Here is a 15,716-nt window from a genome sequence, read left to right as displayed (position 1 = left end):
GTGACACAAACCTTCGCATTGACCCATCCCGACCAGCAGCGGCTCCAGGACCTCGACGGCTTTTCCGTCGAGATCGACCCTGCGCGCGAGCGGGCCGACATCATCCTGCACCGCCCGCCCTACAACGTGATCTCGATGGCTGCCCGCGACCAGATGCGCGCCGTGTTCGAGACGCTGGACGCCGACGACCGCGTGCGCGTCATCGTCCTGCGCGCGCAAGGTGAACATTTCTCGAGCGGGGGCGATATCAAGGGATTCCTGGAGGCATCGCCCGAGCACGTATCGAAGCTGGCGTGGAACATTGCGGCGCCGGCGCGTTGCAGAAAGCCGGTTATTGCCGCCAACCGGGGCTACTGCTTCGGCGTTGGCTTCGAACTCTCGCTGGCGTGCGACTTCCGCATCGCCACCCACACCACCGAGTACGCGCTGCCGGAACAGAAGCTCGGCCAGATTCCGGGCTCGGGCGGCTCCGCGCGGCTGCAGAAGATGGTGGGCGTCGGCCGCACCAAGGACATCGTCATGCGCTCGCGCCGCATTGCCGGCCGGCAGGCGTACGACTGGGGCCTCGTTGTGGACTGCGTGGCCGATGCCGAACTGGAAGCCGCCACTGACGCGCTGGCCGACGAACTGCGTGCATTCTCGCCGCTGGCCCAGCGCACCGCCAAGAAGTTGCTGAATGACACCGAGGACGCGCCGCTGTCGATCGCCATCGAACTCGAAGGGCACTGCTACAGCCGCCTGCGTAGCTCGAACGACTTTCGCGAGGGCGTGGAAGCATTCCACGAGAAGCGCAAGCCTGTATTTCGCGGTAGCTGACCGTATGCGCGGGCGCGGCTGAACTGGCCGCCCCAAAGGTAAGAAGGACTCGCGGCGATGCCCTTTGGCGGGCATCGCGGGGAGCCGCTTGTTCAAAGAAACAAGGAGACAACGATGGAAATGCTGGCAAACGACAAGACGAAACCGGGCGGCTCGGGGATCGTGGTGTCACCGGCTGCGAGCAACCGGCAGGTGCTGGGAGCGGTGACGGCCTCATGCATGGGATGGGCGCTCGATCTGTTCGACCTGTTCATCCTGCTGTTCGTGGCACCCGTGATCGGCAAGCTGTTCTTTCCGTCCCAGCATGCGATGCTGTCGCTGGCAGCGGTGTATGCATCATTCGCGGTCACGCTGCTCATGCGGCCACTGGGCTCCGCCATCTTCGGCTCCTACGCGGACCGACATGGCCGCAAGGGGGCGATGGTGGTTGCCGTGACCGGAGTGGGCCTGTCGACAGCGGCATTCGGGCTACTGCCGACGGTCGGCCAGATCGGCCTCTTTGCGCCGGCGCTGTTCATCCTGCTGCGCCTGGTGCAGGGGGTGTTCGTCGGTGGGGTGGTAGCGTCGACGCATACCATCGGCACGGAATCGGTACCGCCGTCATGGCGCGGCGCGGTGTCGGGGCTGGTGGGCGGTGGCGGCGCGGGCATTGGGGCGCTGCTGGCGTCGATCACGTATATGGCGATGACGGCCCTCTTTCCCGGCGACGCCTTCGGGACTTGGGGATGGCGCTGCATGTTCTTCGCCGGCATCGTCAGCTCGGTGCTCGGGCTGGTCATCTTCAATTCGCTGGAGGAGTCGCCGCTGTGGAAGCAGTTACAAGCGGCAAAAGCGGCAACAGCGGCAAGCGGCCAAGCAAAGCCGCAGACGCATCCGCTGCGCACGCTGTTCTCGCGCGAATATCGCGGCGTACTGCTGGTCAACATCCTGCTCACCGTGGGCGGCGGCAGCGCCTACTACCTGACTTCCGGCTACCTGCCGACCTTCCTTAAGGTCGTGGTGAAGGCGTCCCCCGGGGAGGCTGCGGCGACCCTGATGCTGAGCAGCATCGGCGTGATTGTGGCGTCGGTAGCAGCGGGCCACCTCAGCACGATGATCGGGCGCAAGCGCGCCTTCCTGCTGATCGGCGCGGTCAGCGTGGTGCTGATGCCGCTGCTCTACCAGTGGATGCCGGCCGCACCGACCGCCGTTCTCCGCGGCGTCTACGCGGCGGCCCTCAGCATGCTCGGGTGCGCCGGCTTTGCGCCGATCCTGATCTTCCTGAACGAACGATTCCCTACCAGCATCCGCGCCTCGGGCACGGGACTCTCGTGGAACATCGGCTTCGCCATCGGCGGAATGATGCCGACCCTGGCCTCACTCGCTGCGCGCACACCAGCCGACCTTCCGGTAGTCCTTGGCATCTTCGTCGCGGTGGTCACGCTGATCTACCTGGCGGGGGCAGCAATCGTACCGGAGACGCTGGGCCGTCTCGCGGAAAAATAGACACGCCATTCGTGGAGCACATCATGGACAGCATCGACCTGCAGGTGCTGAAGGACGCACAGCGCTGGCTCGATGCTGGATTCGGCGTGACGCTGGTTACGGTGACTCGTACCTGGGGCTCGAGTCCGCGCCCGATCGGCGATCAAGCGGGGTAACCTCAGATTCCCTCACATAACGCGCGCAGCGTTTCAGCAGCGGAGAGTACGCGATCGGTCCCACAGCCAAGGTGCGATTGTGAGCACGCCCAGCGGTTCGCGCGCCGGCGTTACCGCGTAAGTCGGGTGCAGATACCAATCGCTTCTGTCGCCTTGTGGCGCTTCGACACGCCTTCGTGTCCTGACGTCCGCGACAATTCGCAAGTAGCGCCCGACTGGCTGGCGCGTCCGTCATATACACAAAAAGTGTCAATGAATAACCAATAATATATTGGACGTGATCTAGCTGCGGCCATATTCTCCAGCAGACCCAACAACGGGCGCGGAAATGACCATGGCAAGCAATCTCATTCTTGAAACCGTCGGACTGAGGAAAGAATTCAAGGGATTTGTCGCCGTAAACGACGTCAGTCTCAAGGTCAGGCGTGGGCACATCCACGCGCTGATTGGTCCGAACGGTGCAGGCAAGACCACCTGCTTCAACCTCCTTACCAAGTTCCTGGATCCCACGCGCGGCACCATACGGTTCAACGGTGCCGAGATCACGGGCGAGAAGCCGGCGCAGGTCGCACGCAGGGGCGTGGTGCGCTCCTTCCAGATCTCGGCGGTGTTTCCGCACCTGACCGTGCTCGAGAACGTACGTATCCCGCTGCAGCGCAGGCTCGGGATGTCGTTCCAGTTCTGGCGCTCGCCGAAAGTCCTCGCATCGCTCGATGACAGAGCCATGGCATTGCTCGCCGACGTCGGACTGGATGACTTCGCCGACATGACGACCGCCGAGATGCCGTACGGCCGCAAGCGCGCGCTGGAAATCGCCACCACGCTGGCCCTCGACCCCGAGCTGATGCTGCTCGACGAGCCCACGCAGGGCATGGGCCACGAAGACGTTGACCGCGTCATGCAGCTCATCAAGAAGGTCTCGGCCAATCGCAGCATCCTGATGGTGGAGCACAACATGAAAGTGGTGTCCGGCATCTGCGACGCCATCACGGTGCTGGCGCGCGGCAGCGTGCTGGCCGAGGGCACATACGCGGAAGTCTCCGCCAACCCGCAGGTCATCGAGGCCTATATGGGCAGCGCCGATGCCGCGCTCGCTGCGCCGGGAGGGCATTGATCATGGCGACGGAATACCTGCGGGTCACCGACCTCCACGCCTTCTACGGCGAATCGCACATCCTGCACGGCATCGACTTGCTGGTGAACGAGGGAGAGTGCGTGACCCTGCTCGGCCGCAACGGGGCAGGCCGTACCACCACCCTGCGCGCGATCATGGGCCTGACGGGGCGGCGCGCCGGCTCGGTCATGATCGACGGCCGCGAGGCAATCGGCATGCCGGCCCATCGAATCGCGCGTCTCGGCGTCGGCTTTTGCCCGGAAGAGCGGGCGATTTATTCCAGCCTCTCGTGCGAGGAGAACCTCCTGCTGCCGCCGCAGGTGGGTGGCGGCGGGATGAGCCTCGACGAGATCTACGCGATGTTTCCCAACCTCCACGAGCGGCGGCATAGCCAGGGCACGCGGCTCTCGGGCGGCGAGCAACAAATGCTGGCGATGGCGCGCATCCTGCGCACTGGGGCGCGGTTGCTGCTGCTGGACGAAATCTCCGAGGGACTGGCGCCGGTGATCGTGCAGAAGCTCGCCCAGGTCATCCGCGACCTCAAGGCGAAGGGCTACACGATCGTGCTGGTGGAGCAGAACTTCCGGTTCGCCGCGCCGCTGGCCGACCGCATGTACGTGGTGGAGCACGGCCAAATCGCCGCGGAGATCCACCAGCACGAGATTCACGAGAAGCAGCACCTGCTCCAGGAACTCCTGGGTGTCTGAGACCGCTGCGGAGGAGACAACATGACAACGATTCTGGGAGTCCCGCTACAGGGGCTGTTGGGGCAACTCGTGCTCGGGCTGGTGAACGGCTCGTTCTACGCGATTCTCAGCCTCGGGCTTGCCGTGATCTTCGGCATGCTCAACATCATCAACTTTGCCCACGGCGCGCTGTTTATGGTGGGCGCATTCGTCGCCTGGGCGGGCCTGGAGTATCTCGGCATCAGCTACTGGTGGTCGCTGCTGGCGGCGCCGGCGCTGGTCGGGCTAGCGGGTATCGCCATCGAACGCGGCCTGCTGCGGTGGCTGTACAAGCTCGACCACCTGTACGGCCTGCTGCTCACCTTCGGGCTGGCGCTCATTATCGAAGGCCTGTTCCGCTTCCAGTTCGGCGTCTCGGGGCAGCCCTATTCGATTCCCGACGAGGTGGCTGGCGCCTTCAACCTCGGCTTCATGAGCCTGCCGAAATACCGCGCGTGGGTCATCGGCGCCTCGCTCACAGTGTGCCTGCTGACCTGGTTCACGATCGAGAAGACCCGCCTCGGCGCCTACCTGCGCGCCGCCACCGAGAACCCAAGCATTACCCAAGCCTTCGGCATCAACGTGCCGGTGATGGTGATGCTGACCTATGCCTTCGGCGTAGGCCTGGCCGGGCTGGCCGGCGTGCTGGCAGCACCGACGGGGCAACTAAGTCCGCTGATGGGGTCGAACCTGATCATCGTCGTGTTCGCGGTGGTGGTGATCGGCGGCATGGGTTCCATCCTTGGCGCGATCGTCGCCGGGCTGGGGCTGGGCGTGGTCGAAGGACTGACCAAGGTGTTTTATCCGGAGGCGTCGGCCACGGTGGTCTTCGTGATCATGGTCATCGTGCTGATGGTTCGGCCGGCAGGCCTGTTTGGCAAGGAAAAGTGAGGTCGAGTATGAAAATGAGAAATCTTGGCTACGGTGTCCTGCTGCTGGGCGCGCTGGCGGCCCCGGCCGTGCTCTATCCGGTGATGCTGATGAAGGTGCTGTGCTTCGCCTTGTTCGCCTGCGCCTTCAACCTGCTGCTCGGCTATACTGGCCTGCTCTCGTTCGGCCATGCGGCGTTCCTCGGCACGGCGGCCTATATATCGGGCTACGGCATGAAGACCTGGGGGCTGACCCCGGAACTCGGCCTGCTGCTCGGCACGGCCGTCTCGGCTGCCGCGGGCTTTGTCGTCGGGGCGCTCGCTATTCGCCGGCAGGGCATCTACTTCGCGATGATCACGCTTGCGTTGGCACAGATGTTCTACTTCCTGTTCCTGCAGGCGCCGTTCACCGGCGGCGAGGACGGCATGCAGGCCATTCCGCGAGGCAGGCTGTTCGGCCTGATCGACCTGGCGTCGGACCTGCGCATGTACTACTTCGTGCTGGCGATCTTCCTGTTCACCTTCTGGCTGATCCACCGCATCATCCATTCGCCTTTCGGCCAGATCCTGAAGGCGATCCGCGAGAACGAGGCGCGCACCACCTCGCTGGGCTACGACGTCGCGCGCTACAAGCTGCTGGCCTTCGTCCTCTCGGCGGGCCTGGCCGGCCTTGCCGGGGCCACCAAGACCCTAGTCTTCCAGTTTGCCACGCTGACCGACGCGCACTGGCACACCTCCGGCGAAGTCGTGCTGATGACGCTGTTGGGCGGCCTTGGCACGGCCTTCGGCCCGGTGGTGGGCGCGGGCATCGTGGTCGCCATCCAGAACGCCTTGGCCGACAAGGTCGGTTCCATGATCACCGTGATCATGGGGAGCATCTTCGTCGTGTGCGTGCTGGCGTTCCGCCGCGGAATCGTCGGCGAGTTGAACGCGTTGTGCCAGAACATCGCGGGCAACCGCCGCGTCCGGCCCGCACCGTGCCACGCTGCCGTGCCGGCACCAAGTCATGACGAAACGTCCGCCGGAGCAGGCGTGCCTGGCGGGCGCGTGGAAGGAAAGGCATGAAATCTGGCGCTGAACGGAACACCCCATATCTATCCCCACAGTAGAGGAGACACATGATGAACAATCGCATCAAGCTGCTTTCGCTCGCCGCGCTGCTGACGGCCTCGACGGCGCAGGCCGAGATCACGGACGGCGTGGTCCGGATCGGCGTGCTCAACGATCAGACCGGCGTTTATGCCGGGCTGGCTGGTCCCGGTTCGGTCTGGGCTGCGAAGAAGGCAGTCCAGGACTTTGCGCCCGAGAAGCATGGTCTGAAGGTGGAGATCGTGGCCGCCGACCACCAGAATAAGCCGGACGTCGGGGCGAGCATAGCCCGCCGCTGGTTCGACGTGGACAAGGTGGACGCTATCGTCGACGTACCGACCTCGTCGGTCGTCCTGGCGGTCAACCAGGTGGCCAAGGAGAAGAACAAGGTGATGATTGTCACCGGCGGCGGCACCTCCGACCTCACCGGCAAAGCCTGCACGCCCAATGCGATCCACTGGGCCTACGACACGTGGGCACTGGCGAATGGGACTGGTAAGGCGGTTGTCAAGTCGGGTGGCAAGAGTTGGTTCTTCGTGACTGCTGACTACGCCTTCGGCCACTCGCTCGAACGCGACACCGAGGCCGTTGTCGTCAAGAACGGTGGCAAGGTCCTCGGCAAGGTCCGGCATCCTTTCCCGGGCAACGATTTCTCCTCCTACCTGCTTCAGGCTCAGGCCTCCAAGGCGCAGGTAGTGGGCCTGGCCAACGCCGGGGGGGACACCATCGGCGCGGTCAAGCAGGCCGCCGAGTTCGGCGTGACCGCCGGCGGTCAGAAGCTGGCAGGCCTGCTCGTCTTCAGCAGCGATGTCCAGGCGCTCGGCCTCAAAGCCGCCCAAGGCCTTTTGCTGAGCGAGACCTGGTACTGGGACATGACCGACGAGAACCGCAAGTTCGGCAAGGAATTCGCCGCCGCCAACAACGGCAAGTTTCCAACCATGGCGCAGGCGGGCACGTACTCGGCGGTGACCCACTACCTGAAGGCAGTGGCGGCGATGAAGGCGGACGGCGACGGCGCTGCCGTGGTCGCGAAGATGAAGGCCATGCCCACCGACGACAAGCTGTTCGGCAAGGGCAGCATCCGCGAAGACGGCCGGAAGATCCACCCGCTCTATCTTTTCGAGGTGAAGAAGCCGTCGGAATCGAAGTACGCGGGCGACTTCTACAAGCTCATCGCCACCATTCCCGCCAACGAGGCGTTCCGGCCGATGGAAGAAGGTGGCTGCCCGCTCATTGGGAAGAAGGCGTCATGAGGATCACCGGACATATGCTGATCGGGCAGAGCAGCGTCAGCGGCACCGCCGGCGCGTTCAAGGCGTTTTCTCCGGCGCTTGCCGCCGACATCGAGCCCGCCTTCGGCGGCGCCGGCCCCGCCGACGTCGATCAGGCCTGCCGCCTCGCTGCGAGCAGCTTTGCGAGGTATCGCGAGACGACGCCCGAGACCCGCGCCAGCTTCCTGGAAGCAATCGCCACCGGCATCGAAGGCCTCGGCGACGCCCTCGTCGAGCGCGCCATGGCCGAGACGGCTCTGCCGCGAGCGCGTCTGCAGGGCGAGCAGGCGCGCACGGCGGGCCAGTTGCGGCTGTTCGCAGGGGTTGTACGGGCCGGGCACTGGCATGGGGCGACGTTGGATACGCCCTTGCCCTATCGCACGCCGCTGCCGCGCCCGGACCTGCGCCGACGCAACGTCCCGCTGGGCCCGGTGGCCGTCTTCGGCGCCAGCAATTTCCCGCTGGCGTTCTCGGTGGCCGGCGGCGACACGGCGTCGGCCCTCGCGGCGGGCTGCCCGGTGGTCGTCAAGGCCCACCCAGCGCATCCCGGCACTTCCGAACTGGTCGGCCGGGTCATCCAGGCGGCGGTTGCCGAATACGGGCTGCCGGAGGGGACGTTCTCCCTGCTCTTTGGCGTTGGCAATGACGTAGGACAGGCGCTCGTCGGGCATCCCGCCATCCGGGCGGTCGGCTTCACCGGCTCCCGGGCCGGTGGCCTCGCGCTCTCGCGGCAGGCGATGGCCAGGCCGTTGCCGATTCCGCTTTACGCCGAAATGAGCAGTGTCAACCCGGTGCTCCTGCTGCCACATGCGCTGGCAGATCGTGCCGAAGGCATCGCGCGGGAATTTGTCGATTCGCTCGTGATGGGCGTCGGCCAGTTTTGCACCAACCCCGGTTTGGTGATCGCGCTGGAAGGGGACGACTGTGATCGCTTCGAGGCCGAAGCCGGGCGGATCGTACAAGGCAAGCCGGCGGGTACGATGCTGACGCCCGGCATCGGCCGCGCCTACGCCGCCGGGGTGGCGCGCCTGCGGGCGCATGAGGCAGTCCGAAGCGTGGCCACCGGCGAGAGCAGCAGCGGTGCCTGCGCGGCGACGGCCCATCTGTTCGCCACCGACGCGGCCAGCTTTCTGGCTTTTCCCGAACTGGGCGAGGAGATATTCGGTCCCTGCTCGCTGATCGTCAGATGCCGCTCGGCGGCGGATGTGGCGGCGGTGCTCGACGGGCTGGAAGGGCAACTGACCGCCACGCTGCAGATGGCGCCGGCGGACGAAGCTCTCGCGGCCGAACTGCTGCCGCGGCTGGAAGACCGGGCGGGCCGAATCCTGGTAAACGGCTTCCCGACCGGCGTGGAAGTGAGCCACGCCATGGTCCACGGCGGACCGTTCCCGGCCACGTCCGATGGGCGCAGCACGTCGGTCGGCAGTGCCGCCATCGAGCGGTTCCTGCGCCCAGTGTGCTATCAGAACTTCCCATCCAGCCTGTTGCCGGCCGCGCTGGCCGACTTCAACCCACTGGCGCTCGACCGCCACGTCGACGGTAGCCTGTAGCCGACCTCCCGTCGCGACTGAACACCCGCGCCATCCTCCACCTTGCCCATGTTGCAGCGGGCGAGGTCGGGGGAACCCTCACAGCATGCTTTTGGCCGTCTCGATGAACGCCGTCATGAGCGGCGTTGGGGTGCGCTGGCTATAGCCGAGCATGATCTCGATTGTCGGCTGCCGGCCTTCGATCGGCTTGTAAACCACGTGGTCGAACTTCACCTTCCGGACTGACGCTGGCACGAAGCCGATGCCCGCACCGGAGCTGACCAGGCCGAGCAGCGTATAGACCTGCCCCACTTCCGAGATGACCTTCGGTACAAAACCCGCCGACGCGCACATGCGCATGTTCATGGCGTGGAAGTCCGGCGCCATCTCTGGTATGTACATGATGAAGGGCTCCTGCGCGCATTTCTTCAGAGAAATCGACTCAGCGTTCGCCAACGGGTGTCTTGCCGGCACGGCCAGCACGAACGGCTCTTCCAGGATGGTCTCCCATGTCACTTCCTCAAGGTCTGGCACCGGCCGCATGAAGGAAATATCCGCGTCACCCCGGCGCAGAGCTTCCGCCTGTTTGACGACCGGAAACCAGCGCAGCAGGATTTCGACGGAAGGAAAACGTTCTCGGTAGGCGCGCAGGATGGGCGGCAGCAGCGTGTAGGACGTGTGTTCGAAGAAGCCGACCGTCAGCCGACCCGTCTCGCCGCGATGCGCGCGTTGCGCCTGCACGACTGCCCTCTCGGTAGCTCGCAGGATCTGCCGCGCTTGCTCAAGGAAAATGCGACCCGCTTCCGTCAACTCCACGTGCCGACGCGAGCGATTTAGCAGTGTGACATCCATCTCCTCCTCGAGTTGGCGGATCTGCATGCTCAGCGGAGGCTGGGCGATGTGCAGTCGCTCGGCCGCTCTCGTGAAATTAAGTTCCTCAGCGATGGCGATGAAGTACCGCAGGTGGCGAAGGTCCATCACTATATCCATTGAGTATCAAAGATCCATTAATTATATATTGGACACTAGTTTGTGCAATCCCTAGGATTCCATGCATACCCCGCTCCGCACGCCACCCCAGTCGGTCCGCAAGGCTGGCACCGGAGACCGGACAAGCCAATGTACGCATGGAGACAAACATATGGATTCCAGACTGATCGATGATGCGCTCGATCGCATCCTGCAACGCATCGATGCGACGATCGCGCAGGACGAGGTGGGCTTTCCGCACTATGGCAATCCGGCCGACGGCACCTGGACACGCACCCCGGCCGGCGACTGGACCGGCGGGTTCTGGGTCGGGATGCTGTGGCTGGCTGCCTTGCGCACTGGCGAGCAGAAGTACCGCGACAGCGCCCGCATGTGGTCCGCACGGCTGGCGCCGCGGGTGGTGTCGAAGTCGGTGTTCAAAGGGTTCCTCTTCTGGTACGGCGCGCAACTCGGCGGCTCGCTGCTGGCCGATCCGCAGGCCGCGGGGCTCGCCCTCGACGGCTCGCGTGGCCTGGCGGAAATGTACAGCGAAGCAGCCCGCCTGATCCCGCTCGGCACCGAGGCTGAGGAGGCTTCCAGCGTGGGGGCGTGCGAGGTCAACATCGATGCGATTCCGGGCACCGTGGCGCTGCTGCTGCGGCACGACGCCGCGCTCGGCACGGGCGAGATCGGCCGCCAGCACCTGCGCCAGCACATTGCCTTATGCGTGCGGGAGGATGGCTCGGTTTGCCAGTCCGCCACATTCAATGCTGCCGATGGTTCGCTCGTGAAGCGCTACACGCACAAGGGCATTCATGACAGCAGCACCTGGGCCCGCGCCCAGGCGTGGGGCATGCTCGGCCTCGCACAGGCGCTGTCGTGCGGCGAGCAGGCGTTCAAATCCGACGCGATCCGCGTGGCCGATTGGTGGGTCGCGCACCTGCCCGCCGACTGCGTGGCCTTCTGGGATTTCGACGATCCCGCCATCCCGCACACTAACCGCGACACCTCGGCCACTGCCATCGCCGCCGCCAGCCTGTTCAAACTGGCTGCGCTCATCCCGGAGCGGGCGGAAGTCTACCGCCAGGCCGCCGTCGAGAGCATCGAGCAACTCGTGATCCGCTTCCTGACCCCGGTCAGCCCAGGCGATGTACGGCAGGCGGGCATCCTCACCGGCGGCTGCTTCAACAAGCGCAATGGCGTCGCCATGGATAACGAACTGGTCTGGGGCGACTACTTTCTCTTCGAATCTCTGCTCATCCTCGCGGGCAGGATTGACGCCACCCAGGTCTGAACCCAACCCACTCCCGGAGAAACCAAGTGTCCGACATCAAGATCCCGCACGAAGGCAACGTATCCACCCTTATTGGCACGCACACCAGCTACACGCGCACCCTCGGCGAGTACGACATCTATGCCTTCGCCGGCATCAGCGGTGACAACCACCCCAATCACATGGACGAAGAATACTGCAAGCGCATGGGCTTCGGCGGCCGCATCGCGCAGGGCGCCATGATGGTCGGTTTCATCGCCGGCGCCGTGACCAAGTATCTCGACATGATCAAACGCCCGGCGGTCTCCTACGGCTACGACAACGTGCGCTTCACCAAGCCCGTTCGCATCGGAGACACCCTCACCGTGAACTACCGCATTGCTCGCGCCGACGACGAGAAGAAGCGCCTGTGGGCTGAGGCAACGCTACTCAACCAGCGGGGCGAGACGGTCTGCGTCGGTACCCACATTATCCATTTCCAGGCCTGAGCCCGGGCTGCGAGCAGCGAGAAAGGTGAGAGATCGCATGAGCAAGATCTGTACTGCGGCGCAGGCCGTTTCGGATATCCGGCCCGGCCAGAGCGTGGGCAGCGTCGGCGTGATCGGCTGGCTGACGCCGGACGCGTTGTTCCAGGCGCTGGCGCAACGCTTCCATGAGACTGGATCGCCTCGTGACCTGACCTTCTTCTTCCCGGTCAGTGTCGGCGACGGCATGGGCATCCGCGGCATGGATCACGTGGCAGTCGAAGGGCTGATGAAGCGGATCGTGTCGGGCAACTTTACCAATGCGGTGAATCCGGCCACCGGCGAGCGCCCCGAGTTCATGCGCCTGATCCGCGAGAATCGGGTGGAAGCCTACTGCTGGCCGATCGGCGCCACCATGCACTGGCTGCGCGAAGTCGCCCGGCGCAGCCCAGGCTACCTGACCCGCATCGGCCTAGGCTCCTACATCGATCCGCGCCAGCAGGGTGGCAAGTACACGGCGCGCGCCACCGACGACCTGGTGCGGATGCAGGAGCTGGACGGCAAGGAATACCTCTTCTATCCGAGCTGGCCGCTCGACGTGGCGTTCCTGCGTGCCACCAGCGCCGACGAGCACGGCAATCTGAGCTTCGAGGACGAGCCGATCACGTCGTGCGCGCTGGCCATGGCGCTGGCGGTGAAGGCGTCAGGCGGCACCGTGATCGCACAGGTGCGCAAGCTGGTGCCGCGCCACGCCCGGCCGGCGCATGCGGTGCGGATTCCCGGCGTGCTGGTGGATCGCGTCGTGGTGGAACCCGACGCCATGATGACCACCGACATCCGGTACGACGATGCCTATCTCGGCGGCCAGCTTTTCGACGGTCGCGCCTCGGACCGCCTGACGCCCGGCGCCGACAAGGTGATCGCTCGGCGGGCGGCCCGGGAAATCAGGCCCGGCGAGGTCAGCATCTTCGGCTTCGGCGCTTCGTCCGACGTGCCCACGGTGATGATGGAAGACGGCCTGTTCGCCGACGGCGGCCTGCATCGCTACAGCTTTACCACCGAGCACGGCCCCTTCGGCGGCGTCGTGATGAGCGGTTGGCAATTCTCCGCCAACAAGTATCCGGAGGCCTTGATCGACGGCCCCTCGCAGTTCGACTTCATTGACGGCGGCAACTGCCCGATGGCGGCGCTGGCCTTTGCCCAGTTCGACCGGGCCGGGAACATCAACGTCAGCCGCTTCGGCGCGGCCAATCCGGGGCCGGGCGGCTTCATCGACATCGCCTACAACGCGCGCAAGCTGCTGTTCACCGGCACCTTCACCACCGGCGGCCTCGCCGCCGACACCACCGACGGTTTCCTGTCGGTCGGGCGTGAGGGAAGCGTGCGCAAGTTCGTCGAGCGCGTGGACGAAATCACCTATCCGCTCGGGCGCAACGTGGCCGAGCGCGGCCAGGAGGCCAAGGTCATCACCGAGCGCGCAGTCTTCTCGGTGGCGCCAGACGGACTGGTGCTGGAGGAGGTTGCGCCCGGTATTGACATCAGGTCGCAGGTGCTAGACCTGATGGCCTTCCAGCCGGTGCGCGTGGCGGAGCCGCTTGCGCGCATGGACCCAACGCTATTCCGCGCCTGACGCATCGACATATCTACGAGGAAAACATGGCTGTCATCAACTACCTGACTACCGTTCACATCGACTTCGGCGCCATCCGGATGCTGGGAGCCGAGCTGCAGCGCCTGGGCATCCAGCGACCGCTGATCGTCACCGACCGCGGCATCCGCGCCGCCGGTATCGCCGACAAGGTGCTCGACGCCCTGGGCCCGGATTGCACGCCCACCGTCTTCGAGGACACCCCATCCAACCCGACGGAAGCCGCTGTGTCCGCCGCGACCGGCCTTTACCTCGGCAATGGCTGCGACGGCATCGTGGCCGTGGGCGGCGGGTCGCCCATCGACCTGGGCAAGGCCACCGCGCTGCTGGCGACCCACCCGGCACCGCTGCAGACCTACGCGGCGGTAGAGGGCGGCGCGAGCCGGATCACCAGCCGGGTCGCCCCGCTGGTGGCCATCCCGACGACTGCGGGTACCGGCAGCGAAGTGGGCCGGGGCGCTGTCATCGTCATGGAGTCCGGCCGCAAGCTCGGCCTGCTTAGTCCGTTCCTGCTGCCGAAGCTCGCTATCTGCGACCCCGAACTGACGCTGGGCTTGCCTCCGGCCCTGACCGCGGCGACCGGCATGGACGCCATCGCCCACTGCATCGAGACCTTCCTGGCGCCGGCGATCAACCCGCCGGCCGAGGCGATCGCTTTGGACGGCCTGCGCCGCGGCGTGGCCAATATCGGCAAGGCCACCGTCGACGGCTGCGACCGCGACGCGCGCTGGAACATGATGATGGCCGCCATGGAAGGCGCGCTGGCCTTCCAGAAGGGGCTGGGCGCGGTGCATGCCCTGTCGCACCCGCTGGGCGCGGTGCCCGGCGTCTCGTTGCACCACGGCACGCTGAACGCCGTGCTGCTGCCGGCCGTGCTGCGCTTCAACAAGCCGGCGACCCAAGCCAAGCAGGCCGCACTGGTACAGGCCATGGGCCTGCCCGCCGGCGGGGACCCGGTTCAGGCCATCAGCGACCTCAACGCCCGTCTCGGCTTGCCGGCCGGTCTCGGCGCCATGGGCGTGCCGCGTGACGTGTTGGAAGACATCGCGGTCGCCGCCACGAAGGACCACTGCCACGCCACCAATCCCCGCATTGCCACGGTCGACGATTACTTGGCGATGCTGCAGGAATCGTATTGAGGAGGAAGACGATGTCATACGTCGCAGAACACCACGAGATGATCCGCGAGGCGGTGCGCCGCTTCGCCGAGGAAGAGATCGCACCGGTCGCCCACCGGTTGTGGGAAGAGGAGAGTTTTCCCTACGAGATCTGGCGCCGGGCCGGCGAACTGGGCTATATCGGGCTGCCGTACCCCGAAGCCTGGGGAGGTAGCGGCGGCGACTGGCTTGGCTTCGCCATTGCGCTGGAAGAGATCGCCCGCGTCGATTGCGCCGTGGCGGTGGCCATCATGGCCAACTCGACGGCGGCCAGCCTGCTCAACAACTACGGCACCGACGGCCAGAAGGCGCGCTTCCTGCGGCCGATCCTGACGGGCACGCAGGTCGGCTGCATCGGCCTGACAGAGCCGAACGCCGGCTCCGACGCCGCCAATATCCAGACCCGCGCCGTGCTGAAGGATGGCTGCTGGGTCATCAATGGCGCCAAGACCTTCATCAGCAACTCGGGATCCGAGATCACCGGCCCGATCGTCATTGCGGCGGTGACGGGAACCCGGCCCGACGGCCGCAAGGAGATTTCGAACTTCATCGTGCCGAACGGCACGCCCGGCTTCAGCCATGGCAAGAAGCTTCACAAGATCGGCTGGCGCGGATCGACCACATTCGAGCTGTTCTTCGAGGACTGCACCATTCCTGCCGAGCACCTGCTCGGCGAGCTCGGGGCCGGCCTCAGACAGACCCTGTCACAGGTGAGCACCGGCCGCATCCTGATCGGAACGCTGGGCCTGGGCATCCTGCAGGGCTCGCTGGAACGCTCCGTCCGCTACATGAGCGAGCGCACAGCGTTTGGCAAGACGCTCAACCAGTTCCAGTCGCTGCAGTTCAAGCTGGCCGACATGGCGACCCACGCACACGCTGCCCGTCTGATGCTCTACGACGCCGCGGTGGCCAAGGACGAGGGCCGGCCCTACGATCGGCAGGCCTCGATGGCAAAGCTCTTCGCAACCGAGAAGGCCATGGAGGCGGCCCACCAAGCCGTGCAGATCCACGGCGGCAACGGGATCATGACGGAATACGCGGTATCGCGCGCGTTCGGGGATGCCAAGGTGCTCGAGATCGTTGAGGGGACCTCCGAGATCCAGCGGATGATCATCTCCCGCGACGTAATGCGCTGACGCACGGCTGCAGCCA

14 protein-coding genes and 1 pseudogene are annotated in these 15,716 nt (G+C 65.5%); 14 read left to right on the top strand and 1 reads right to left on the bottom strand.

Features of this window, described 5'->3' with window-relative positions; all coding sequences use genetic code 11:
• From ACIGJB_RS30350 to ACIGJB_RS30310, 9 genes and pseudogenes are all read left to right on the top strand, one after another.
• Positions 1 to 816 (top strand): enoyl-CoA hydratase/isomerase family protein, encoded by an 816-nt coding sequence (locus ACIGJB_RS30350; protein WP_483735100.1) that lies wholly within the window; start codon positions 1 to 3, stop codon positions 814 to 816.
• Positions 817 to 930: 114 nt separating this feature from the next.
• Positions 931 to 2,301: an MFS transporter gene (locus tag ACIGJB_RS30345; RefSeq protein ID WP_483735099.1), complete on the top strand. Its 1,371-nt coding sequence runs from the start codon at positions 931 to 933 to the stop codon at positions 2,299 to 2,301.
• 23 nt (positions 2,302 to 2,324) lie between these two features.
• A pseudogene (locus tag ACIGJB_RS30340) lies at positions 2,325 to 2,441 on the top strand (XdhC family protein); the annotation flags it as partial.
• 349 nt (positions 2,442 to 2,790) lie between these two features.
• Positions 2,791 to 3,570, top strand: coding sequence for an ABC transporter ATP-binding protein (locus ACIGJB_RS30335; RefSeq protein ID WP_020423670.1), 780 nt, complete (start codon positions 2,791 to 2,793; stop codon positions 3,568 to 3,570).
• A gap of 2 nt (positions 3,571 to 3,572) precedes the next feature.
• Positions 3,573 to 4,277 (top strand): ABC transporter ATP-binding protein, encoded by a 705-nt coding sequence (locus ACIGJB_RS30330; protein WP_029043246.1) that lies wholly within the window; start codon positions 3,573 to 3,575, stop codon positions 4,275 to 4,277.
• Between the two features lie 21 nt (positions 4,278 to 4,298).
• A complete protein-coding gene (locus ACIGJB_RS30325) occupies positions 4,299 to 5,186 on the top strand; it encodes a branched-chain amino acid ABC transporter permease (protein ID WP_029043245.1) in 888 nt (295 codons plus the stop codon).
• A gap of 14 nt (positions 5,187 to 5,200) precedes the next feature.
• On the top strand, positions 5,201 to 6,229 hold the full coding sequence (locus ACIGJB_RS30320) for a branched-chain amino acid ABC transporter permease (protein WP_224081643.1): 1,029 nt from the start codon (positions 5,201 to 5,203) through the stop codon (positions 6,227 to 6,229).
• A gap of 56 nt (positions 6,230 to 6,285) precedes the next feature.
• Positions 6,286 to 7,506 (top strand): ABC transporter substrate-binding protein, encoded by a 1,221-nt coding sequence (locus ACIGJB_RS30315; RefSeq protein ID WP_020423669.1) that lies wholly within the window; start codon positions 6,286 to 6,288, stop codon positions 7,504 to 7,506.
• Positions 7,503 to 9,074 (top strand): aldehyde dehydrogenase (NADP(+)), encoded by a 1,572-nt coding sequence (locus ACIGJB_RS30310; protein WP_483735098.1) that lies wholly within the window; start codon positions 7,503 to 7,505, stop codon positions 9,072 to 9,074. The genes ACIGJB_RS30315 and ACIGJB_RS30310 overlap by 4 nt, the downstream gene beginning before the upstream one ends.
• A gap of 78 nt (positions 9,075 to 9,152) precedes the next feature.
• Here the strand turns inward: ACIGJB_RS30310 and ACIGJB_RS30305 are convergent, their stop codons facing one another.
• Entirely contained in the window at positions 9,153 to 10,031 is an 879-nt protein-coding gene (locus ACIGJB_RS30305) for a LysR substrate-binding domain-containing protein (protein ID WP_209761305.1), read from the bottom strand.
• Positions 10,032 to 10,194: 163 nt separating this feature from the next.
• Here ACIGJB_RS30305 and ACIGJB_RS30300 point away from each other — a divergent pair, with 163 nt between their 5' ends.
• Genes ACIGJB_RS30300 through ACIGJB_RS30280 form a run of 5 tightly spaced genes read left to right on the top strand, consistent with a single transcriptional unit; the run spans position 10,195 to position 15,700 of the window.
• Positions 10,195 to 11,316, top strand: a complete 1,122-nt coding sequence (locus ACIGJB_RS30300) for a glycosyl hydrolase (protein WP_224081594.1) — start codon at positions 10,195 to 10,197, stop codon at positions 11,314 to 11,316.
• Between the two features lie 26 nt (positions 11,317 to 11,342).
• Positions 11,343 to 11,783 carry a MaoC family dehydratase gene (locus tag ACIGJB_RS30295; protein WP_011296169.1) on the top strand — a complete coding sequence of 147 codons (441 nt, stop codon included), beginning with the start codon at positions 11,343 to 11,345 and terminating at the stop codon, positions 11,781 to 11,783.
• A gap of 37 nt (positions 11,784 to 11,820) precedes the next feature.
• On the top strand, positions 11,821 to 13,389 hold the full coding sequence (locus ACIGJB_RS30290) for an acyl CoA:acetate/3-ketoacid CoA transferase (protein ID WP_224081593.1): 1,569 nt from the start codon (positions 11,821 to 11,823) through the stop codon (positions 13,387 to 13,389).
• A gap of 26 nt (positions 13,390 to 13,415) precedes the next feature.
• Positions 13,416 to 14,546 carry an iron-containing alcohol dehydrogenase gene (locus ACIGJB_RS30285; RefSeq protein ID WP_020201271.1) on the top strand — a complete coding sequence of 377 codons (1,131 nt, stop codon included), beginning with the start codon at positions 13,416 to 13,418 and terminating at the stop codon, positions 14,544 to 14,546.
• Positions 14,547 to 14,557: 11 nt separating this feature from the next.
• Positions 14,558 to 15,700, top strand: a complete 1,143-nt coding sequence (locus tag ACIGJB_RS30280) for an acyl-CoA dehydrogenase family protein (protein WP_029043243.1) — start codon at positions 14,558 to 14,560, stop codon at positions 15,698 to 15,700.
• Positions 15,701 to 15,716: the final 16 nt, after the last annotated feature.

The organism is Cupriavidus sp. C2SS-8b (assembly GCF_057073745.1).
The sequence above is the reverse complement of the archived record's forward strand: the minus strand, read 5'-3'. Positions and strand labels throughout refer to the sequence as shown.